The 20,732-nt window shown below is 75.2% G+C and carries 20 protein-coding genes; 1 reads left to right on the forward strand and 19 read right to left on the reverse strand.

The genetic code is table 11. The features are described from left to right. The first annotated feature begins 29 nt into the window (after window positions 1–29). Entirely contained in the window at window positions 30–707 is a 678-nt protein-coding gene (locus BJP59_RS10405) for an alpha/beta fold hydrolase (protein ID WP_194520881.1), read from the forward strand. Between the two features lie 29 nt (window positions 708–736). Here BJP59_RS10405 and BJP59_RS10410 read toward each other — a convergent pair whose 3' ends face one another. The 19 genes from BJP59_RS10410 to hrcA all read right to left on the reverse strand — a co-directional run bounded on the left by BJP59_RS10410 (window position 737) and on the right by hrcA (window position 20,689). Next, window positions 737–1,111, reverse strand: coding sequence for a VOC family protein (locus BJP59_RS10410; RefSeq protein WP_043651741.1), 375 nt, complete (start codon window positions 1,109–1,111; stop codon window positions 737–739). Window positions 1,112–1,180: 69 nt separating this feature from the next. Then, window positions 1,181–1,984: an isoprenyl transferase gene (locus BJP59_RS10415; RefSeq protein ID WP_085387710.1), complete on the reverse strand. Its 804-nt coding sequence runs from the start codon at window positions 1,982–1,984 to the stop codon at window positions 1,181–1,183. Further along, window positions 1,984–2,802: a DNA repair protein RecO gene (gene recO / locus BJP59_RS10420; protein ID WP_061266734.1), complete on the reverse strand. Its 819-nt coding sequence runs from the start codon at window positions 2,800–2,802 to the stop codon at window positions 1,984–1,986. The genes BJP59_RS10415 and recO overlap by 1 nt, the downstream gene beginning before the upstream one ends. 54 nt (window positions 2,803–2,856) lie before the next feature. Next, on the reverse strand, window positions 2,857–3,429 hold the full coding sequence (locus BJP59_RS10425; protein WP_194520882.1) for a TetR/AcrR family transcriptional regulator: 573 nt from the start codon (window positions 3,427–3,429) through the stop codon (window positions 2,857–2,859). 119 nt (window positions 3,430–3,548) lie between these two features. Next, complete coding sequence (locus BJP59_RS10430) at window positions 3,549–4,259, reverse strand: ABC transporter ATP-binding protein (protein ID WP_194520883.1); 711 nt, start codon at window positions 4,257–4,259, stop codon at window positions 3,549–3,551. After that, window positions 4,256–5,377, reverse strand: a complete 1,122-nt coding sequence (locus tag BJP59_RS10435) for an ABC transporter permease (RefSeq protein ID WP_194520884.1) — start codon at window positions 5,375–5,377, stop codon at window positions 4,256–4,258. Before BJP59_RS10435 ends, BJP59_RS10430 begins: the two co-directional genes overlap by 4 nt. Before the next feature lie 120 nt (window positions 5,378–5,497). After that, window positions 5,498–7,279, reverse strand: a complete 1,782-nt coding sequence (gene leuA, locus BJP59_RS10440; RefSeq protein WP_031316602.1) for a 2-isopropylmalate synthase — start codon at window positions 7,277–7,279, stop codon at window positions 5,498–5,500. Window positions 7,280–7,510: 231 nt separating this feature from the next. Next, complete coding sequence (locus tag BJP59_RS10445) at window positions 7,511–9,742, reverse strand: DUF7937 domain-containing protein (protein WP_194520885.1); 2,232 nt, start codon at window positions 9,740–9,742, stop codon at window positions 7,511–7,513. A 170-nt stretch (window positions 9,743–9,912) separates the two neighbouring features. Further along, window positions 9,913–10,941: an outer membrane protein assembly factor BamB family protein gene (locus tag BJP59_RS10450; RefSeq protein ID WP_194520886.1), complete on the reverse strand. Its 1,029-nt coding sequence runs from the start codon at window positions 10,939–10,941 to the stop codon at window positions 9,913–9,915. After that, a complete protein-coding gene (locus BJP59_RS10455) occupies window positions 10,938–11,561 on the reverse strand; it encodes a hypothetical protein (RefSeq protein WP_194520887.1) in 624 nt (207 codons plus the stop codon). Before BJP59_RS10455 ends, BJP59_RS10450 begins: the two co-directional genes overlap by 4 nt. Before the next feature lie 82 nt (window positions 11,562–11,643). After that, the gene (locus tag BJP59_RS10460; RefSeq protein WP_194520888.1) at window positions 11,644–13,242 is read right to left on the reverse strand and encodes an alpha/beta hydrolase family protein; all 1,599 of its coding nucleotides are present in this window, start codon (window positions 13,240–13,242) and stop codon (window positions 11,644–11,646) included. A gap of 77 nt (window positions 13,243–13,319) precedes the next feature. Beyond that, window positions 13,320–14,270: a GTPase Era gene (era, locus tag BJP59_RS10465; RefSeq protein WP_074809742.1), complete on the reverse strand. Its 951-nt coding sequence runs from the start codon at window positions 14,268–14,270 to the stop codon at window positions 13,320–13,322. Next, entirely contained in the window at window positions 14,267–15,601 is a 1,335-nt protein-coding gene (locus BJP59_RS10470; RefSeq protein WP_043651770.1) for a hemolysin family protein, read from the reverse strand. Before BJP59_RS10470 ends, era begins: the two co-directional genes overlap by 4 nt. Next, complete coding sequence (gene ybeY, locus BJP59_RS10475) at window positions 15,598–16,050, reverse strand: rRNA maturation RNase YbeY (RefSeq protein WP_021482948.1); 453 nt, start codon at window positions 16,048–16,050, stop codon at window positions 15,598–15,600. Before ybeY ends, BJP59_RS10470 begins: the two co-directional genes overlap by 4 nt. Then, window positions 16,047–17,135 carry a PhoH family protein gene (locus tag BJP59_RS10480; RefSeq protein WP_021482947.1) on the reverse strand — a complete coding sequence of 363 codons (1,089 nt, stop codon included), beginning with the start codon at window positions 17,133–17,135 and terminating at the stop codon, window positions 16,047–16,049. The genes ybeY and BJP59_RS10480 overlap by 4 nt, the downstream gene beginning before the upstream one ends. A 121-nt stretch (window positions 17,136–17,256) precedes the next feature. Next, window positions 17,257–17,619: an HIT domain-containing protein gene (locus BJP59_RS10485; RefSeq protein WP_021482946.1), complete on the reverse strand. Its 363-nt coding sequence runs from the start codon at window positions 17,617–17,619 to the stop codon at window positions 17,257–17,259. After that, window positions 17,616–18,428, reverse strand: a complete 813-nt coding sequence (locus tag BJP59_RS10490; RefSeq protein ID WP_171468079.1) for a 16S rRNA (uracil(1498)-N(3))-methyltransferase — start codon at window positions 18,426–18,428, stop codon at window positions 17,616–17,618. Before BJP59_RS10490 ends, BJP59_RS10485 begins: the two co-directional genes overlap by 4 nt. Window positions 18,429–18,441: 13 nt before the next feature. Continuing rightward, complete coding sequence (gene dnaJ / locus BJP59_RS10495; protein ID WP_043651775.1) at window positions 18,442–19,566, reverse strand: molecular chaperone DnaJ; 1,125 nt, start codon at window positions 19,564–19,566, stop codon at window positions 18,442–18,444. Between the two features lie 106 nt (window positions 19,567–19,672). After that, window positions 19,673–20,689: a heat-inducible transcriptional repressor HrcA gene (gene hrcA / locus BJP59_RS10500; RefSeq protein WP_021482687.1), complete on the reverse strand. Its 1,017-nt coding sequence runs from the start codon at window positions 20,687–20,689 to the stop codon at window positions 19,673–19,675. Between the last annotated feature and the right edge of the window lie 43 nt (window positions 20,690–20,732).

Consider the following 20,732-nt stretch of genomic DNA (forward strand, 5'->3'; position numbering starts at 1 on the left):
ATGACGGGTCCCGGACCGTCCGAACCCCCATGACGACGTTCCTCCTGCTGCCCGGCGCCGGCGGCGACCCCGCCTACTGGGACCTGCTCGTCCCGGAGCTCGACCGGCTCGGCCACCGGCCGGTCGCCGTCGACCTCCCCCAGCACGACGAGGGCCACGGCTGGGCGGACCTCACCGACGCCGCGGTGACGACGCTGCACCAGGCGACGGCCCCCGCCGAGCGGGACGACCTCGTGGTGGTCGCCCAGTCCATGGGCGCGTACGTCGGGCCGCTCGTGTGCGAGCGCGAGGCGGTCCGCCTGCTCGTGCTGCTCAACCCGATGATCCCGCGACCGGGCGAGAGCGGGGGCGACTGGTGGCGCGCGACGGACCACGCCGCCCGTCGTGCCGCCACGGGCCTGGGCCCGTTCGACCCCGTGGACGACTTCTTCCACGACGTGCCGGAGCCGGTCGCGGCCGTCGTGCAGCGCAGCGACCGGCAGCCGTCCCAGCGGTCCTTCGCCGAGCCGTGGCCGGCCCGCGCGTGGCCCGCCGTGCCCACGGTCGTGCTGCAGGGCGACGACGACCGGCTCTTCCCGCCGCCCTTCCAGCGCGCCGTCGCGCGCGAGCGGCTCGGTGCGGAGGTCGAGACGATGCCGGGCGGCCACCTCGTGGCGCTCAGCCGCCCGGCCGAGCTCGCCGCCCGGCTCGACGCGCTGGCCCGCTGACGGGCCGCCCCGACGGGACGACCGCCCCCTCAGCCGACGCTCGTCGGTTCCTCGGGCGCGCCCACGCAGAACTGGTTGCCCTGCGGGTCGGCCAGCACCGCCCAGCGGTACCCGGGGATGGTGTGCTCCCCGACGAGCGTCGCGCCGTCCGCCACGAGCGCCGCGACGTCGGCCTCGCGGTCGGACGTGCCGAGGTCCAGGTGCAGCCGGTTCTTGCCGGGCGTCGGGTCCTCGACGCGCTGGAACCCGAGGACCGGAGCCGTCACCCCCTCGGCGGGCACGACCTCGAGGAACCACCCGTCCGCCTCGTCGACGAGCCGCCCGCCGAGGCGGCGCGCCCACCACTGGGCGAGCGGCCGCGGGTCGGTGGAGTCGACGGTCACCATGCCGATGCTCAGAGTCATGCCGCGCACGCTACCGGCCGCCTCCCACGGCGTCCCGGCGACAGGGCGCGCGCCGCCCCGCGCACGACGTCAGGCCGTGCCGTCCGCCGTCCCGCCCACCGCGTCGACCGCGCCGCCGTAGCGGCGGTCGCGACGCGCGTACTCCTCGACGGCGCGCCACAGCGAGCGGCGGTCCACGTCGGGCCAGGGCTCCGGGAGGAACACGAGCTCCGCGTACGCGGCCTGCCACAGCATGAAGTTCGACGTGCGCTGCTCGCCCGAGCTGCGCAGGAACAGGTCCACGTCCGGCAGGTCGGGCTCGTCGAGGTGCTGCTGGACGGTCCGCTCCGTGACCTTGCGCGGGTCGAGCCGCCCGGCGGCGACCTCGCGCGCGATGGCGGCCGCGGCGTCGGCGATCTCGGCGCGACCCCCGTAGTTGACGCACATCGTCAGCGTGCAGACGTCGTTCTGCTTCGTCTGCTCCTCCGCGACCTCGAGCTCCTTGATCACGGACGCCCAGAGCCGCGGACGACGCCCCGCCCACCGCACGCGCACGCCCCACGAGTCCATCTCGTCGCGGCGACGCCGGATCACGTCGCGGTTGAAGCCCATGAGGAAGCGGACCTCGTCGGGCGAGCGCTTCCAGTTCTCGGTCGAGAACGCGTACGCCGACACGTGCTTGACGCCGATCTCGATGGCGCCCGCGACGACGTCGAGCAGCGCCGCCTCGCCGGCCTCGTGGCCCGCGGTGCGCGGCAGCCCCCGCGCGTTGGCCCAGCGGCCGTTGCCGTCCATGACGACGGCCACGTGGTTCGGCACGAACTGCGCCGGGATCGCCGGGGGCCGCGCACCGCTGGGGTGCGGGAACGGCGGCTGGTACGTGCGCCGCGCCATCAGGCGTCCGCCCCGGCGCCGGCGCGCGGGTCCGCGGAGGCGGCGGCCTCGTCGGCGTGCGGGACGGCGGGGACGTGCGGGGCGGGGGCGTCCCGCTCCACCATGCGCAGTGATCGCAACGTTCTCTCCAGGTGGTATTGGCTGTACGCGGCCACGAGGCCGCTCGCTTCCTTGCGGTGCCGGGCGTCCGACGCGTCGGCCGCGTCCCACTCCCCCGCGAGCAGCGCGGCGAGCAGGGCGAAGGTCTGGGGCGCGGGCGCCGTCGAGCCCGGCGGGCGGCAGCGCGAGCACACGGCCCCGCCCTGCGCGACGGCGAACGCGTGGTGCGGGCCCGGCTCGCCGCACCGCGCGCAGTCGACGAACGACGGCGCCCAGCCCGCCACGGCGAGCGCGCGCAGGAGGTAGGAGTCGAGCACGAGCCCCGGCGCGTGCGCGTGCTCCGAGAGCGCCCGCAGCGCGCCCGCGAGCAGCCAGTACTGCTGCACCGCGGGCTCGCGCTCGTCGGCGACGAGCCGCTCCGCGGTCTCGAGCATCGCGGCGCCCGCCGTGTAGAGGCCGTAGTCCTCGCAGATCCGGCGCGCGTACGGGCCGATCGTCTCCGCCTGGGTCACCGTGTCCAGCGACCGGCCCGCGTAGAGCTGGACGTCCACGAGCATGAACGGCTCGAGCCGCGCGCCGAACCGGGACGACGTGCGGCGCACGCCCTTGCCGACGGCGCGCACCTTCCCGTGCTCGCGCGTCAGGAGGGTGACGATGCGGTCCGCCTCGCCCAGCTTCTGGGCGCGCAGCACGATCGCGTCGTCTCGGTACAGCACCACGCCCCTATTGTCCGTCACGCCGCCGACACGGCGCGCACCACCCGCCGACGGTGGTCACGCGGGCGCGAGGCAGCCGAGGACCGCGCGGACCCGGGCCAGCGTCGTGGCCGCGTCCTCGCCGGCCTCGACCTGGCGGGCCGCGGCGAGCACCACGGCGTTGACGAGCTCCGCGGAGCGCGCGGCGTCCGGGACGCCGAGCTGCTCCAGGGCCTCGACGAGCGGCACGAGGATCGTCGCGTGCATCGCGGCGCTCTGCTGGGCGAGCGCCTCGCGGCCCGCCTCGGCGCGCAGCGCGGCGACGACGGCGTGCTCGCCCTCGGCCACGAGGAGCAGGTTCTCGCGCGCGTAGGCGACGATCGCGTCCTCCGGCGACGCCGCGGTGGCCACCGCGGCGGTGATGCGCGCGGACCACCGCGGCACGACGTCGGCGACGACCGCGTCGAGCAGCTCCTCCCGCGACCGGAAGTACTGGTAGACGCTCGACCGGGCGAGCCCGGCCCGCGCCGCGACCGCCGCGAGCGTGAGCCCGCTGCCGTCCTCGCGGATGAGGTCGCGGGCGGCGTCGAGCAGGGTCCGGAGCTGCGCCGCGCGGTGCTCGGCCACCGTCGGGGCAGCGATCTTGGGCACGAGGGTCCTCCTTCCCGGAGCGCTCTGCGGAGCACTCCCCCGGGAGCGCGACGGCCCCCGGCCGGACCATCATGCCCGACCGGGGCGGTGGAGCGGCCTCCCGGAGCCGCCCGCCGACGTCAGCCGGCCACCGCGGGCAGCCCGAGCCGCCCGTCGACCATCTCGACGACCCGGTGACAGTGCTCGAGCACGTCGTGGTCGTGCGTGACCATGAGCGCCGCGGCACCGTATGCCTCGACCTCGCGGGCCAGCAGGCTCACGACCTCGTGGCTGCGGGCCCGGTCGAGCGCCGCCGTCGGCTCGTCGACGAGGAGCAGCGCGGGGCTCGCGACGAGCGCGCGGGCGATCCCCACGCGCTGCCGCTCGCCGCCCGAGAGCTGGTCCGGGCGCCGGTCGGCGCGGTGGCTCATGGACACCGAGCCCAGCAGCTCGCGGGGGTCGCGGGCGCGGGGGTCGCGCTCGTCGATCCCGGCGATCCGCAGCGCGAGCCGGAGCTGGTCGACGCTCGTGAGCGCCGGGAGGAGGTTGCCGGACTGAAAGACGAAGCCGATGCGCTCGCGCCGCAGCCGGGCCCGCTCGCGGTCGTTCGTCGCGCCGAGGTCGACCCCTTCGAGACGGACGGTCCCGGAGTCCGGCGCCGTGAGCGCGCCGGCGACGGCGAGCAGGCTCGACTTGCCCGAGCCCGAGGGCCCGACGACACCGACGAGCTCGCCCGCGGCGACGCTCAGGCTGACCTCGTCGAGCGCGACGACCGTGGTGTCGCCGTCGCCGTGGCGGACGGTGACCCGGTCGATCTCGAGCACGGGCGTGGCGGGGGTGGTGGTGCTCATCGCTGCCCTCCCAGGGCGGTCAGGGGGTCGACGGAGGTGATGCGCGCGACGGCGACGGCCGCTCCGGCCATGCCGAGGACGAAGAGCAGGACGCCGGCCAGCACGAGGTCGGGGGCCTGGAGCGCGAACGGCATCGGCGACGCGCCGAGGCCCGCGCCCACCGCGACGCCGAGGGCGAAGCCCACGCCGATCGAGGCGAGCAGGAGCACGGCGGCCTGGCCGAGGGAGTCGGCGAGCAGGAAGCGGCGCCGTGCCCCCATGGCGCGCATCACGGCGATCTCGTGCCGGCGCTGGATGACCCACACGGTGAAGAACGCCCCGACGACGAGCGCCGAGATGGCGTAGAGGAACACCTGGATGAGCAGGAGGGTCGCGGTCTCGGCCGTGTACCCGGGCGAGGCGTCGAAGGACTCGGTGAGCGTGCGCGTCACCGTGCCCGACGCCGCGTCGGCGGCCTCGCGGTCGAACGACCCGGGGTCGGTGCGCAGCGCGACGGCGGTCGCGACGTCCGGCACGTCGGCTCCCGGCTGCTCGGCCCCGGCAAGGAGCTCCTGCCACGTGCCGAGCGGGAGGTAGGCGATGTCGACGTGCCCGAACGTGTGCTGGTCCTCGAGGACGCCCACGACCGTGAGCGTGCGCTCCGGGCGCGCGAGGTCCACGGTGTCGCCGACGGAGAGGCCGTCCTCGGCGGCGGTCGCCGAGACGACGATGCCGTCCGCTGCCCCGACGGCGTCGCCCTCCGCGATCGCGGCCGGGGCCACGAACGAGCCGGGCTCGACGCCCACGAGGGTGAGGTCGACGGGCGAGCCGTCCTCCTGGTGCGCGTTGGCCAGCAGCAGGCCGTACGGGGCGGCCTCGAGCACGCCGGGCTGCTCGGCCATGGTGCCGACCTGGTCCGTCTCGATGACGGAGCGCGTGAACGCGGCGTCCGTCCCGGTGCCCTCGGCGAAGGCGAAGTCGGTCACGGGCGTGCGCTTGAGGCCGGAGACGCCGTCGTTGACGAGGCCGGCGGACAGCCCGGAGAGGAGGACGACGAGGACCGCGACCAGCGCGACGACACCGCCCATGAGCAGGAAGCGGGTGCGCGCGAAGACGAGCTCGCGCAACGCGAGGAACATGAGCAGCCTTCCAAAGTTGTCGACAGTGCGTCGGCATCTTACCAACACCGTGTCGACAAAATGCCGACGGCCCGGACGACGAGGTCGTCCGGGCCGTCGGCGAGATCGGCGGGAGAGCGGTCAGTCCCGGGCACGCTCCGCGCGGTTCACGGCGGACACGATGGCCTTGAGCGAGGCGGTCGTGATCGACGGGTCGATCCCCACGCCCCACAGGACGTCGTCGCCCACCTGGCACTCCACGTACGCCGCGGCCGTGGCGTCCCCGCCCTCCGAGAGCGCGTGCTCCGCGTAGTCCAGGACGCGGACGTCGACCCCCACCTGCGCGATCGCGTCGACGAACGCCGCCACCGGGCCGTTGCCCGTGCCCTCGAGCGTCAGCTCCTCGCCGCGGTCGAGGACGTCGACGCTCAGGGTGTCGGGGCCGTCCTCGCTCGACGACGCGCGCGTGGAGCGCAGCTTCAGCCGGCCCCACGGCTCCAGGCCGGAGCCGGGCTCGACGGGCAGGTACTCGTCCGAGAAGAGGCGCCAGATGTCCTCGCCGGTGACCTCCGTGCCGTGCGCGTCGGTGTGCTGCTGCACGGACTGCGAGAACTCGATCTGCAGACGGCGCGGCAGGTCGAGGTGGCGCTCCGACTTCAGCAGGTAGGAGATGCCGCCCTTGCCGGACTGCGAGTTGACGCGGATCACGGCCTCGTACGAGCGGCCGACGTCCTTGGGGTCGATCGGCAGGTACGGGACGGCCCACGTGATGTCGTCCACCGTGGCACCCTCCGCCTCCGCACGGACGGCCATCGCGTCGAAGCCCTTCTTGATGGCGTCCTGGTGCGAGCCGGAGAACGCCGTGAAGACCAGGTCGCCCGCGTAGGGGTGCCGCTCGGGGACGCCGAGCTGGTTGCAGTACTCCACCGTGCGGCGCACGTGGTCGATGTCGGAGAAGTCGATCTGCGGGTCCACGCCCTGGCTGAACAGATTCATGCCCAGCGTGACGAGGCAGACGTTGCCGGTGCGCTCGCCGTTGCCGAACAGGCAGCCCTCGATGCGGTCCGCGCCCGCCTGGTAGCCGAGCTCGGCGGCCGCGACCGCCGTGCCGCGGTCGTTGTGCGGGTGCAGCGACAGCACGACGTTCTCGCGGTGGTGCAGGTGCCGGTTCATCCACTCGATCGAGTCGGCGTAGACGTTCGGCGTCGCCATCTCGACCGTGGCGGGCAGGTTGATGATGACCTTGCGGTCGGGGCGGGGCTCGAAGACCTCCAGCACCTCGTTGCAGATGCGGGCCGCGAACTCGAGCTCCGTGCCGGTGTACGACTCGGGCGAGTACTCGTAGTAGACCGTCGTCTCCGGGACGGTCTCCTCGAACTTCTTGCACAGCCGCGCGCCGTCGACGGCGATCGCGATGATGCCGTCCTCGTCCGAGCGGAACACGACCTCGCGCTGCAGGACGGACGTCGAGTTGTAGAGGTGCACGATCGCCTGCTTCGCGCCCTTGATCGCCTCGTACGTGCGGGCGATGAGGTGCTCGCGGGACTGCGTGAGGACCTGGATGACGACGTCGTCCGGGATGCGGTCCTCCTCGATGAGCATCCGCACGAAGTCGAAGTCGGTCTGCGAGGCCGAGGGGAAGCCGACCTCGATCTCCTTGTAGCCCATCGCGACGAGCAGCTCGAACATGCGCAGCTTGCGCTCCGCGTTCATGGGCTCGATGAGGGCCTGGTTCCCGTCGCGCAGGTCGACGGCGCACCAGCGGGGCGCGGTCTCGATGCGCTTGTCCGGCCACGTGCGGTCGGGCAGGGAGACGTCGATCTGCCGGTGGAACGGCAGGTACTTGTGGATCGGCATGCCCGACGGCTGCTGCGGGTTCGGGTCCGCGGCGGTGGGCGTCGAGGTGGGGGCGGAGGCGTTCATCGTCGGTCCTTCGGGGTCGTCCTGATCGGTGTCAGCCGGCACACCAACCACCGCGACGAGGAACCGGCTACAGGGCCTCGCCGCGGCAACGAAGGAGGAGCTGCCGCATCAGGTGCACGACGCCACTGTACTCCTCCGCCGTCCGCGCGCCCGGGACGTCCGCTCCTCGGGCACGGCGTGGGTGCGCCCGGCCGGCCCTCGCGCGGAGGGCCGGCCGGGCGCCGGGGTGCGTCAGCCGCGCCGCGAGCGCAGCGCCGCGTCGACCGCGGGGTCGCCGAGGTTGCCGAGCCACTCGAGCAGCGCGGGGTACGTCGACGGGTTCGCCGCGACCTGGGGCCGCAGGTGCGGGGCGTCCTGGACGATCTGCGCCAGGACCTCGAGCGGCGTGCCCGGGTCGAGCGCCTGGGCAGCGGTGAAGCCCGCCGGCTGGGCCGGCGGGGCGTACGACGGCTGCTGCGCCGCGGGCTGCTGGGCGTACCCCTGCTGGTCGTACCCCTGCGGCGCGTAGCCCTGCTGCCCCGGCCCGGAGGACGCGTAGCCCTGCTGCTGGCCGTAGCCCTGCTGGGGGTACCCCTGGCCGGGCTGCTGGGCGGTCGGCTGCGGGCCGGTGCCCGGCTGCTCCTCCTGGTAGGCGGGCAGGACCGCCGTCGACGGGCCCTCGTCGGGCGTGAGGCCGGGACGCGCGGCGTACCCGCTGCGCTCCGGCTCCGCCGGCTGGACCGGGAGCACTTCGGTCGTGTCGGACCCGGCAGCGAACCGCCGGTCCGGCGCCTGTTGCGTCGGGACGGGGCCCGTGTGCCCAGCGGGCGGGTAGGCGTTCGTCGGCCCGGTGGACGGGTAGCCGCCCGTCGGTCCCGTGGCCGGGTAGGCGCCCGTGCCCGGGTAGACACCCGAGTGCTCGGTCGTCGGGTGCGCGCCGGTCGGCGGGCCCGCCGGAGCGGGCGCGGGCCGGGCCGGCTTGGGTTGCTTCGGTGCAGGCGGCTCCCACACGTAGGCGCGTGCCGCCTCCGCCCCGGTGGCCGCGGGCACCGGACGGTGCTCGGCGAAGTACGCACGGACCTCGCGCGGCACGGTGAGCGCCCCGACGACGAGCAGCGGGAGGCCGAAGGCGAGCAGCACGTGCTCCACGCCGCCGCCGAGCACGACGCGGTTCGACGTCACGACGAGCAGCACGATGCCGAGCAGCGCCACGACCCCGGCGCCGCCGAGCGCGAGCGGGCGCCCGGTGGCGGCGTCGCGAGCGAGCGAGCGGCGCGCGACGAACGCGACGGCGGCCGCGAGGACACCGACGATCACTGCGAGGACGACCGGGACGCCGCGTGCGCCGTCGGCCAGGGTGAGCACGGCGCTCACGGCGACGTAGCCCGCGACGACGAGCACGAGGTCGAGGGCGTTGACGGCCACGCGCACCCAGGTGGTCACCGGGTCCGCGGCGGCCATCGCGCGGTGCACGGCGGGCGCCGCGGCGACGGCCGCGAGCGCCGGGACGAGCACGAGCCCGAACCGGCCGCCGTGCGTGCTCTCGATCGTCACGAGCCCGTTGTTGCCCGAGCCGAGGACGAACCCGACGGCGAGCATGACGCCCAGCCCGACGAGCGTGAGGCGCGCGGCCTCGGACCGGCGCCACGTGCCGTACGTCGGCAGCCCGGCGAGCGCGAGGACGAACACCGCGGCCACGATCACCAGCAGCACGAACAGGGCGCCGCCGAGGCGCGTGCCGGTGGCGGTGAGGATCACCGTGAGCAGAACGGTGAGGGCGAGGAGCGCCGCGAGCGCGAGGAGCGCCTGGAGCCAACGGTCGGTGACCGCGCGGTCCTGGTCCTGCGGCCCGAGCTCGCTCTCGCGCGGCTGCGCCGCGAGGAGCGCGCCCGCGAGGCCGAGCGCGGCGGCGGAGCCGACCCCGCCCCACCCGTCGGCGAGGTCGCCGCCGCCCACGACGTCGACCACGAGGTAGACGAGCACGAGCAGCACGTAGGGCGCGTTGGCCAGCAGACGGACCGTGCGCGTGGTGTGCACGGTCCAGGTCGTCGGGAGCACGCCCGTGCGCGCGAGGTACGGCAGCGCGAGCGTCAGCAGCGAGAGGATCGTCAGCAGGACGACCTCGATCTTGTCCGACGCGCGGCTCGACACGTCCCACGGCAGCGCGAGGGAGACGAGGAGCAGCAGCGCGGCGACACCGTCGCGCACGTAGTCGCTCACGGGGATCCCGGCGAAGGGCGACGCGGTGGCGGTCGCCGTCGGGGTCCCGCCGGTCTCGCGAGCGGAGCCCGTGTGCTTCTCCGTGCCCGTGTCCGCGGCTCCCGCCGCGTCCGGGTCCGACCCTGCCGAGCCCGTCGCACCGTCCGGTGCGCGCTCGGCCGTGGAGTCCCCATCACCCGCCGTGACGCCCTGGGGCGCCGGGGTCGGCCCGGTGCCCGCAGCACCGGGCTGCGGGTCCTCGGCCGGCTCTGTCTGGTTGGTCATCGTGCACTCCCTACGCTGTCGCGCGGTGCCGGTCGCACGCACGCCGGGCCGAGGGGCCCCGACCGTTTCTACCGGTTCATCACGTGCGGCTCAAGCGCCCACGCGGCCCGGGGCCACCATCCGGACGGTGCCGGAGGCGACGCCGGAGGGCGTCGCGCCCGCCCGGCACCTCACGAGACCGCCGTCAGCCCGCCGGTCCCGAGGAGAAAGAGCCGGCCCTCGACCGCGAGCACGTCGTAGGTGCCCTCCGGCAGCGTCCAGCGCCACTCGACCGCCCCGTCGTCGAGCGCGATCGACACGAGCCCCGGCTGGCGGCGCTGCCGCTCCGTGACGAACAGCGACCGGCCGTCGGTGAGCACCGGCCCGGGGCCGCCGTCCTCGAGCGTGACGGCCCACTCCTCCTCGCCCGTGCGGGCGTCGACGCTGCGGTAGGCCGAGTCCGTCTGGACGACGACGCGGCCGTCGACCCGCGCGACGGCGCGCATGCCCGTGCCCGGCAACGACCACAGCTCCGACCCGGTCGCGGCGTCCACGCCCACGATGCTGCCGAAGGTGTTCGTGACGATGACGCCCGGCGCGGACCCGTCCGACAGGGGCGCCTCGAGCACGCGGCCGGAGATCCGGAACGCGGGCTCGCCCGCGGCGGTGAACACCGTGGCGGTGCCGCGGCCGTACTCGTTGCCGACGTAGCGCCCGTCCTGGAGCCGGACGATGGTCCACACGTCGTCCTCGACGAGCGACAGGCCGTCCTCCGTGAGCGCCGCCGCGACGCCCGGCGCAAGGACGTCGACGACGCCGCGGCGCACGTCGAGCACGACGTCGCCGCCGCTCCCGAGGCCGTCGTGCGCGAGCGTGCGCTCCCACCGCACCTCCCCGGTCGCGGCGTCCTCGCGCACCACCGCGACCTCGTCGCCGCGCCACCACGCCCGCACGACGTCCGTCGCGCCGACCGGCACGACGGACAGCCGCCCCGCCGTCGCGGCCGTGCGCTCCCCCACGACCTCCCCGGTCGTCGCCCGCACGGTCGTGAGCCGGGCCGCCTGCTCGCGCCACCCCGTCGGCACCGCGCACACCACCACCTCGCGCGCGGGCTCGCCCGAGGCCGGCAGGCACGTGGCGCGGTCGCCGAGACGCTCGGACCGCCAGAGGACCGAGCCGTCCGCGACGGAGTACGCCGTGAGCGATCCGTCGACGGTCACGACGGCACCGACCGCGGGGACGACCTCGGTACCGGGCTCGACGGGGACCGACCAGCGCGGCTCGGGCGGGTCCTCGAGCGGCCGCAGCCCCCGGCGAGCGCGGTGACGTCGACGGGCCGCGCGTCCTCCATCGACGCGGTGAAGGCGACGGAGCCGGCGAACGCGACGGCGACCGCGAGCGCCACCCACGGGACGGGGTGCAGGAACCAGCGACGCCCGGCCGCACGCACCTGGGCCTCGCCGCCCCCGGCGGACCGGGACGGCCGGGGCGCGCCGGACCGCGCCGGGCCGGGCGTGTCGCGGGCCGTGGGCGGGCGCTCGTCCTGCGGGCGCGACAGGGGCAGCACGTCGCGGGCCGCCCGGTCGTGGTGCCCGCCCCGGACGGCGGGCGGGCCGTCCTCGTCCCGGGGTCGCGGCCCGTCGGGCGGACGGCGGACGGGCGCCTCGGCAGGACCCGCGAGCGCGGCGTCGAGGGCGGCGTCGAACCGGTCGTCGGACCGCAGCTCGGGCGGCAGGATCTCGAAGCCGCCGACCGCCGTCCCGGCACCGTCCGTCGTCGGCTCGTGGGTGACGTGCCCGGCACGAGCCGCCCGGTCCTGCGCGAGCCGACGGCGCCTCACCCGTCCACGATACGCACGCCCGTGGGGCCGCGCCGGGCGAGCGGCGGGACCGCCACGCCCGGACGACGGCGCACCGGCAGGGTCAGATGCCGAGCTGGTAGACGCCCCAGTACGCGAGGATGACGAGCAGGACGGTGGACCCCGCGATCACGCACCACAGCATGACGCGGGGGGTCACGCCCCGCGCGACCTGCAGCACGCTCCCGCCCTCGTCCGCGGCGACCACCTCGTCGGTGCCCCGGCGCTCGTCGTGCGCACGGCGCGCGGAGCGGACCTCGGCGGCCCGGTTGACCAGCAGGGCTCCCGCGACGAGCGTCGCGAGCCCGACGAGCCGCACCCCGATCCAGCCGCCCTGCACGACCCACGCGTCCTTCTCGTAGTCGAGCGCGAGCCGCGCGGTGGCCACGAGGTAGACGACGAGCGCGACCGTCGTCGCGAACGCGCCGACCCCGAGCCCCACCAGCGGCACGCGGAAGCCGGGCGCGAGACCGGCGGGCGCTCCGGACCGGCCCGCGACCCGTCGCAGCCGGCGCACGAGGCCCCCGACGAGGCCGACGAGCGGGCCGAGCACGAGCAGCCCGACGGCGGCGAGGACGAGGCCGACGAACAGGTCGCCGTTGCCCAGCCAGCGCGGCGACGGGACCGGCCCGGCGAGGTACTGCTGCGTGGGCTCGGCGCCCGCGACCTGCGGCAGCGCGGTCGCGCTCGCGGGCAGGGACGTCACCCAAGAGCTCACGTCGCGCGGGAAGTCGGGCACGAGCACGTCGTCGATCTTGATCCCGTGGTTCGCGTCCGCGTAGTACCGCACGGTGACGTCGGCCCCGCCCGGCACCTGCGACGACGGCCCCGTGGCGTCGAGGATCTGCCGCGCCCCCTGCTCGACGGGCATCGACGGGTCCGCGGTGCCGTACACGACGAGCACCGGCTGGGTGAGCCGCTCGAGGAACGGCTCCACGTCGAAGTCGGCGTACTCGAAACCGCCGCCGGGGATCGCCATCCCGACGGCGCGCGGGATGGCCCGGAACACCCCGTGGGGCACGTCGGTGTTGCGCAGGTAGCTGTCGACCGCGAACGCGGCCTGCTGGCGCGGCGGCACGACCGGCGCGGACACGAGGACGGTGAAGGCGATCGTCGGGTCGTCGGCCGCCATCACGGGCACGATCCACGTGCCCTCGGACTCCCCGTACAGCCCCACGCGCTCCGGGTCGACGCCGGGACGCGCCCGCAGGAGGGCGACGGAGTGCGCGTAGTCGCGTGCCATCGCCTCGTAGTCGCGGTGCCGCGTCGTGTAGGTGTCGAGGCGCTTGTCCGGGACGAGGGTCACGACGCCCGCGCTCGCGAGGTCGGTCGCGACGTCCACGAACGCCTCGGACGCCAGGCCGGTCCCCGCACCGTGCACGAACACCATGCCCGGGAGGTCGTCGCCCGCGTCGACGGGCTCGCGCAGCACGCCCCCGACGGTCGCGCCGTCGAGCCGGACGGTCACGTCGGTCTCGCGCACGTCGTAGGTGCCGACCGGGGCGGCCCCGCCGGGCGGCTGCCCGCCGACGGTCGTGTCGGGCGTCTCGGGGACGAGGTGCTCGGTCACGGGCACCGGGTCCCACTGCGGCCCGGTGACCGCACCGACGATCGCGAGGACGATCGCGAGGGCTGCCGTCGTCGCGGCGGTCCGGAAGATCACCGAGGAATCGTACGCCGCGGGCCGCCGGCCGGTCCCTGGTGCCCTCCCGACGGCGGCACGGGGGACGTCCCCCCGGGTCAGAACCCGAGCCGGTGGAGCTGCTTGGGGTCGCGCTGCCAGTCCTTGGCGACCTTCACGTGGAGGTCGAGGTAGACGCGCGCGCCGAGCAGCGCCTCGATGCCGTGCCGCGCGCGCGTCCCGACCTCGCGCAGGCGCGAGCCGCCGCGGCCGATGACGATCGCCTTCTGCGAGTCGCGCTCGACGAAGAGGTTGACGCGCACGTCGAGCAGCGGCGGCCGGCCCGTGGCCTCGTCGCCGCTGCCCTCGCGGGGCACGATCTCCTCGACCTGGACCGCGAGCGAGTGCGGGAGCTCGTCGCGCACGCCCTCCAGCGCCGCCTCGCGCACGAGCTCGGCGACCATGACGGCCTCCGGCTCGTCCGTGAGCTCGCCGCCGGGGTACAGCTCGGGGCCCTCGGGCAGGTGGGAGACGAGGACGTCGGTGAGCACGTCGACCTGGTAGCCGTCCTGGGCCGAGACGGGGACGATGTCGGCCCAGCCGCCCGTCGCCTCCCCCAGCCGGTCGACCGCCAGCAGGTGCGCGGCGAGGGTGCCGCGGTCCACGAGGTCGGCCTTCGTGACGACGGCGACCACGGGCGTGCCACGGCGCCCGCGCCTGAGCTCCGCGAGCTCGTTCGCGATGAAGCGGTCGCCCGGGCCGATCTTCTGGTCGGCGGGCAGGCAGAACGCGATGACGTCGACCTCGGTGAGGGTCTCGCGCACGAGGTCGTTGAGACGCTCGCCGAGCAGCGTGCGGGGGCGGTGCAGCCCCGGGGTGTCGACGAGGACGAGCTGCGCGTCGGGGCGGTGCACGATCCCGCGGATCGTGTGGCGCGTCGTCTGGGGGCGCCCGGAGGTGATCGCCACCTTCTGGCCGACCAGCGCGTTCGTCAGGGTCGACTTGCCCGCGTTGGGCCGCCCGACGAGGCAGGCGAAGCCGGAGCGGTGCTCGGGGGTGGTCGTGCTCACGGGGTGTCCTTCACGGTGGGGAGGGGCTGACGGGTGTCGGCCGCGGGGTCGGGCTCGTCCGGCGCAGGGACCGGAGCGTCGGGCGAGGTCGCCGTGGAGACGAGGACGGTCGCGAGCTGCTTGCGGCGGCCCTGGACGCGGTCGGCCTCGAGGCGCAGCCCGTGGACCTCGGCCACGGAGCCGGGCAGCGGGACCTTGCCGAGCGCCTTGGCGAGCAGGCCGCCCACGGTGTCCACGTCGTCGTCGTCCAGGCCGAGGCCGAAGAGCTCGCCGAGCTCGTCGACGCCGAGGCGGGCGGGCACGCGCAGGACGCCCTCGCCCAGGTCCTCGACCTCGGGCTCCGGCCGGTCGTGCTCGTCCGTGAGCTCGCCCACGATCTCCTCGAGCGCGTCCTCGATCGTCACCAGTCCCGCGACGCCGCCGTACTCGTCGACGACCATCGCGATGTGCGAGGACGACGCCTGCATCTCGCGCAGCAGGTCGTCCACGGGCTTGGACTCGGGCACGAAGATCGCGGGGCGCGCGACCTCGCCCACGGGCCGCGCGTCGGTCCCGGGACCGCCCTGCAGGACGCGCACGACGTCCTTGAAGTAGGCGACGCCCACGAGGTCGTCCGCGGACGTGCCCGTGACCGGGATGCGGGAGAAGCCGGAGCGCAGGAAGAGCGAGAGGGTCTTGCGCAGGGGCGTGTCGCGCGACGTCGTCACCATGTCGGTGCGGGGCACCATGACCTCGCGCGTGAGGGTGCTGCCGAGCTCGAAGACGGAGCGGATGAGCTCGCGCTCCTCCTCCTCGATGACCTCGGACTCGTTGACGCGGTCCACCATGTCCTGGAGCTCGCGCTGGTGGGCTCCCTCGTCGGGCGCCGGGGCGAGCCGCGTGAGCCAGCGCGTGGCCCCGACGACGACCGTGAGCAGGCGCGACAGGCTCAGCAGGACGCGCACCGCGTGGCGGCGGCCGAGGGACCGCGGGCTCACGCGCACCACGAGGAGCCCGACGACGACGCTCACCGCGAGCGCGACGAGCAGGACCTGCCACCACGGCTCCAGCCACGCCGCGACGAGCAGCGTGAGGCACGTGACCGCCGCGACCTCTGCGACGACGCGCACGAAGCCGACGGAGCGCACGGTCGCCGCCGGGTCGGCGAGCAGCGCCAGCGCCCGACGCCCCTCCGGGCGGGCGGGCACGGCCGGGTCGTCGCCCAGGGCGGCCTCCGTGACGGCCGCCCGCGTCACGCGCAGCACCGCCGCCTCGCCCGCGCTCAGCGCGGCCGCGAGCACGACCGTCAGGACGGTCAGGGCCGCCAGGAGCGCGACGGGTTCGCCGCTCACCGGCCTGCGAGGAAGGTCAGGAGCAGCTTGCGCTGCAGCGCGAACATCTCCTTCTCCTCCTCCGGCTCGGCGTGGTCGTAGCCGAGCAGGTGCAGGATGCCGTGCGTCGTGAGCAGCAGCATCTCCTCCGCCGTCGAGTGGCCCGCCGTCACCGCCTGCTGGGCGGCGACCTCCGGGCACAGCACGACGTCGCCGAGCTGGCCGGGGCCGGCGACCTCGCCGTCGCGCCCGGGCCGCAGCTCGTCCATGGGGAACGACAGCACGTCCGTCGGGCCGGGCTCGTCCATCCAGCGCACGTGCAGCTCGCTCATCACGTCCGTGTCGACGAAGAGGATCGACAGCTCGCTCTGCGGGTGCACGCGCATCGCGTCGAGCACGTACCGTGCCAGCGCCGCGAACTCGGCCTCGTCGACCTCGGCCTCGGTCTCGTTGTTGACCTCGATGCTCACGCGTCGTCCCTCGTCCGTCGTTCTCGTGCCGCGGGGCGTCCGCGGCGGTCGTCGTCGCGGCGGCGCGACCCGGAGCTCCCCGAGCCCCCGCCGCTCGCCAGGTCCCACCGCGCGTACGCGTCGATGATGTCGCTCACCAGCCGGTGCCGCACCACGTCGGACGACGTGAGCCGGCAGAACTCGACGTCGTCCACGCCGGTGAGGACGTCCTCGATGACGCGCAGGCCGGACTGCGTGCCGCCCGGCAGGTCGACCTGCGTCGCGTCGCCCGTGATGACCATGCGCGACCCGAAGCCCAGGCGCGTGAGGAACATCTTCATCTGCTCGGTGGTCGTGTTCTGCGCCTCGTCGAGGATGATGAACGAGTCGTTGAGGCTGCGCCCGCGCATGAACGCGAGCGGCGCGACCTCGATCGTGCCGGCCTCGATGAGCTTGGGGATCGAGTCCGGGTCGATCATGTCGTGCAGCGCGTCGTACAGCGGGCGCAGGTACGGGTCGATCTTCTCCGTCAGCGAGCCGGGCAGGAACCCGAGCCGCTCCCCCGCCTCGACGGCCGGGCGCGTGAGGATGATGCGGTTGACCTGCTTCGACTGCAGCGCCTGCACGGCCTTCGCCATCGCGAGGTACGTCTTGCCCGTGCCCGCGGGGCCGATCCCGAACGTGATCGTGTTCGCGTCGATGGCCTCGACGTAGCGCTTCTGCCCCACGGTCTTGGGCCGGATCGTGCGGCCGCGGCTCGACAGGATGTTGAGCGTCAGCACCTCGGCCGGGCGCGACGCCGTCGCGGCGGTGAGCATCGCGATGGACCGCGTCACGACGTCGGCCGTGAGCTGGGTGCCGGCCTCGACGACCTCGACGAGCTCGTCGAGCAGGCGCGCGGCGAGCGCGACCTCCCCCGGAGGGCCGGCGACCGCGATCTCGTTGCCCCGCACGTGCACGTCGACGGCGGGGAACCCCTCCTCGACGGCCCGGAGCACGGAGTCGCGGCTACCGAGGAGCGCCACCATCGGCACGTGGTTCGGGATGACGATGCGGTGCTCGACCCGGTGCGACGAGGGGTCGGGTTCTCGGGACAGAGAGGTCATGAGCCGGCTTGCGCCGCTGCGCTCCTTCGGTCGGGCAGTGGGTCCGGGACGGCCACCGCCCCGCAGATCGCTTCCATCGTACCGAGCGCGGCCGGGCGTCACACGCGCTTTCGCGCAGGGCTCAGGCGGGCGACCAGCCGAGCTCGGCGCCCGCGATGACGTGGCCGTGCACGTGGAACACGCTCTGGCCGGCGCGCGGCCCCGAGTTGAAGATGAGCCGGAACTGGCCGTCGGCCAGGTCGCCCGCCACCTCGTCCGCCAGCGCGACGACGTCGCCGAGCAGCTCCGGGTCCGCCGCCGCGAGCTGGGCGATGTCGCCGTGGTGGTCGCGCGGCACCACGAGCACGTGCACGGGCGCCTGCGGGTCGATGTCGCGGAACGCGATCGAGCGCTCGCTGGTCGCCACGACGTCGGCCGGCACCTCCCCCGCGACGATGCGGCAGAAGAGGCAGTCCGGGTCGGTGCGCAGGTCGGTGCTCGTCATGACCCCGAGGCTAGACCACGCGTCCCGGCCACGCCCCAGCGGCCGAGCCGCTCGGCGAGCAGCGCCACGGCCACCGGTCCGGCGGTCGACGTGCGCAGCACGTGGGGCCCCAGCCGCGCCGCGACCGCGCCGGCCTCCGTGAGGTCGGCGAGCTCGCGGTCGGAGATCCCGCCCTCCGGGCCGACGACGACGAGCACCTCGGGTGCGGGCGCGCCGTCCGTGGCCGGACCGGCGGGCAGCCCGACGTCGGCGAGCGGCGTCGTCGCCTCCTCGTGCAGGACGATCGCCCGACCGCCTGCCGCGACGACGTCGACGACCCGCGCCGCGAGGCCGCGCGAGTCGAGCGCGACCTCGACGCGAGGCAGGCGCGCGCGCCGGGCCTGCTTGGTCGCCGTGCGGACCGTCGCGAGCCACCGCGCGCGGGACTTCGCCGCGCGCTCGCCGCGCCACACGACGACGGAGCGCTCCGCCTGCCACGGCACGACCGCGTCGACGCCGATCTCCGTCGCCGCCTCGATCGCCATCTCGTCGCGGTCACCCTTGGCGAGCGCCTGGACGAGCGTCACGACGACGTCCGGCGCCGGCTCGCGGTCCACCTCCTGCACGAGGAGCGTCACGCGGCCCGACTCGGCGTGCTCGACGACGCACCGCAGCCGGAGCCCGTCGCCGTCGACGACGTCGACGCGCTCCCCTGCGCCGCGCCGCTGCACGACGCCCGCGTGCCGGCCCTCCGCGCCGTCGAGCACGTAGCGGTCGCCGGGCGCGACGCCGTCGGTCCCCGTCTCGGCGAGGAACACCGGAGCACTCATGCGCGCGCCCCGCTCAGCGGCCGGAGAGCTTGTCGCGCAGGCGCGAGAACACGCCCGGGTGCGCGGCGGCGAGCCGGGGCTCGGGCCGCTCCTCGCCGCGCAGCGCGGCGAGCGAGCGCAGGAGCTGCTCCTGCTCGGGGTCGAGGGCAGTGGGCACCTGGACCTCGATGTGGACGTTGAGGTCGCCGCGCCCGCTGCCGTGCAGGTGCCCGACGCCGAGGTTCTTCAGCGTGACGATCTGGTTCGGCTGCGTGCCGGGGCGCAGGTCGATCTCCTGGAGCCCGTCGAGCGTCTCCAGCTCGAGCACGGTGCCGAGGGCGGCCGCCGTCATCGGCACCTGGAGGGTGCAGTGCAGGTCGTCGCCGCGGCGCACGAACGTGTCGTGGTTGCGCTCGCGGATCTCGACGTACAGGTCGCCCGCGGGGCCGCCGGCCGGGCCGACCTCGCCCTGCGCGGTGAGCTTGATGCGCGTGCCCGTGTCGACGCCCGCCGGGACGTTGACCGTGATGCTGCGGCGGCTGCGCACGCGGCCCTCGCCCGAGCACTCCGCGCACGGCTCGGGGATGACGGTGCCGAAGCCCTGGCACGCGGCGCACGGCGCGCTCGTCATGACCTGGCCGAGGAACGAGCGCGCGACGCGCTGGACCGTGCCGCGCCCGTGGCACACCTCGCACGTGCGGGGCGAGGTGCCCGGGCGGCAGCAGGTGCCGCCGCACGTGCCGCACACGACCGCCGTGTCGACCTGGAGCTCGCGCTGCGCGCCGAACGTCGCCTCGGAGAGGTCGATGTCGAGCCGCACGAGAGCGTCCTGGCCGCGGCGGGCGCGCGGGATCGGGCCCTGCTGCGCCTGGGCGCCGCCGAAGAACGTCTCGAAGATGTCCTGGAAGCCGAACCCGCCGCCCATGGGGCCGCCGCCCCCGCCGCCGGGGGCGCTGGGGTCGACGCCGAGGTCGTACTGCTGGCGCTTCTCCGGGTTGGACAGCACCTCGTAGGCGCGCGCGACGTCCTTGAAGCGGTCGCCCGCCTCCTCGCCCGCGACGTCCGGGTGCAGCTCGCGCGCGAGCTTGCGGTACGCCTTCTTGATCTGGTCCTGGCTGGCGTCACGGGCCACGCCGAGGATCTCGTAGTAGTCGCTCACACGTCACTCTCTGCTGGTGCGGGTCGTGAGGCCGGCGCGGGGCCGGTCGGGAGGGGTCGGGGGTGGTCGTCGAGCGGGCCCGCCGCGGGCGGGGAGACCGCGGGGCTCACGTGCCGAGCACCCGTGACAGGTAGCGCGCGACCGCGCGCACCGCCGCGATGGTGCCGGGGTAGTCCATGCGGGTCGGCCCGATCGAGCCGACGAGCGCGACCGTGTCACCGTCGTTACCGTAACCGGTCGTCACGACGGAGGTCTCCGCGAGGCCCTCGAGCTGGGTCTCGCGACCGATCCGGACGCTCACGCCCGACTCGGCGGCCATCTCGGTGAGCAGCCCGAGCAGGACGACCTGCTCCTCGAGCGCCTCGAGGACGGGGCGCAGCGCGTGCTCGAACCGCATGCCCGCGCGCGCGAGGTTCGCCGTGCCCGCGAGGACGAGGCGCTCCTCGCTCTCCTCTGCGAGCGTCTGGGCGACGAGGTCGCCCACCGCGCGGACGAGCGGGGCGTCGTCGGGGTGGAAGCTCTCGGTCACGGCGGCGAGACCGGGCGCGAGGTCCGTGAGGCGCTTGCCCGCGGCCGCGGCGTTGAGCCGTGCGCGCACCTCGACGAGGGTCCCCTCGTCCGGCAGGCTCGCGACCTCGAGCGTGCGCTGCTCGACGCGGCCCGTGTCCGTGATGATGACGACGAGGAGGCGCGACTCGCCGACGGGCACGAGCTCGAGGTGGCGCAGGCCCGACCGGCTCAGCGAGGGGTACTGCACGACGGCGACCTGGCCGGTGAGCTGGGCGAGAAGGCGCCCGGCGCGCGCGATGACGTCGTCGAGGTCCACGCCCTCGGACAGGAAGGTCTCGATGGCGCGCTTCTCCGGCGCGGACAGCGGCTTGACGCCCGAGAGGCGGTCCACGAAGAGCCGGTAGCCCTTGTCCGTCGGGATCCGGCCCGCGGACGTGTGCGGCTGCGCGATGTACCCGGCGTCCTCGAGGGCCGCCATGTCGTTGCGGATCGTGGCGGGCGAGACGCCGAGGCTGTGGCGCTCGGTGAGCACGCGCGACCCCACGGGCTCGCGCGTGAGGACGTAGTCCTCGACGATGGCCCGCAGCACCTCGAGCCGGCGCTCCTCGCTCACGTCCACCTCCCGCGTGCCGCACCGTCGCCGCCCGGGCGGGCGT

Source organism: Cellulosimicrobium sp. JZ28, from assembly GCF_015327065.1.
GTDB lineage: Bacteria > Actinomycetota > Actinomycetes > Actinomycetales > Cellulomonadaceae > Cellulosimicrobium > Cellulosimicrobium funkei.